This is a genomic window from Variovorax cryoconiti (genome assembly GCF_051216395.1).
GTDB lineage: Bacteria > Pseudomonadota > Gammaproteobacteria > Burkholderiales > Burkholderiaceae_C > Variovorax.
Window position 1 is genome coordinate 1 of the sequence record NZ_JBPJZI010000093.1, and the last position, 1,022, is coordinate 1,022.

Here is a 1,022-nt window from a genome sequence, read left to right on the forward strand (position 1 = left end):
CCCGGTGGACCTGATCGATGGCATCGAGCTGCCTGAGCTGCTCGACAAGCGCGCGCAAGGCCTGCGCAAGCCCGAGACGGCGCCTGCGGTGCGCAAGAACACGCAGAAGGAGTTTCCGGATGGCATTCCGGCATTCGGTGCCGACGCGCTGCGCTTTACCTTCGCTTCGCTGGCCTCGCTGGGCCGCAACATCAATTTCGATTCGAAACGCTGCGAGGGTTATCGCAACTTCTGCAACAAGCTGTGGAACGCCACGCGCTTCGTGCTGATGAATTGCGAAGGCCAGGACTGCGGCCTGCTGGAACACACGAAGGAAGAGTGCAAGGTCGGCGGGCCTGCGCACGGCTACCTGAAGTTCAGCCGCGCCGACTACTGGATCGTGTCGCAGCTGCAGCGCGTGGAGGCCGAGGTGGCCAAGGGCTTCGAGGAGTACCGCCTCGACAACGTGGCCAATGCGATCTACCAGTTCGCCTGGGACGAGTTCTGCGACTGGTACCTGGAAATCGCCAAGGTGCAGATCCAGACCGGCGACGATTCGCAAAAACGCGCCACGCGCCGCACGCTGATCCGCGTGCTCGAGACGCTGCTGCGCCTTGCACACCCGGTGATTCCGTTCATCACGGAAGAGCTGTGGCAGAAGGTGTCGAAGGTTGCAGGACGTGAGGGCGAGTCGATCATGATCGCGGCCTATCCGAAGAGCCAGCCGGAGAAGATCGATGAAGCGGCCGAGGCGCATGTGGCGCGGCTGAAGGCGCTGGTCGATGCGTGCCGCACGCTGCGCGGCGAGATGAATGTTTCGCCCGCCACACGTCTGCCGCTCTACGCAGTGGCCGACGATGCCGAAGGCGCGGCCTTCCTGCGCGAATCGGCGCCGGTGCTGCAGGCGCTCGGCAAGCTGAAGGAAGTGAAGGTCTTCGACGACGAGGCCTCGTGGTCGGCCGCGGCCGAAGCGGCGCCGGTGGCGGTGGTGGGTGCTGCGCGCCTGTGCCTGCACATGGAGATCGACAAGGCTGCGGAGAAAG

At 64.6% G+C, this 1,022-nt stretch carries 1 protein-coding gene; it reads left to right on the plus strand.

Going from position 1 to position 1,022, the window contains the following annotated elements; genetic code table 11:
• The coding region (locus ACSFA2_RS25975) for a class I tRNA ligase family protein (protein WP_435458199.1) at positions 1-1,022 on the plus strand (1,022 nt) is incomplete at both ends.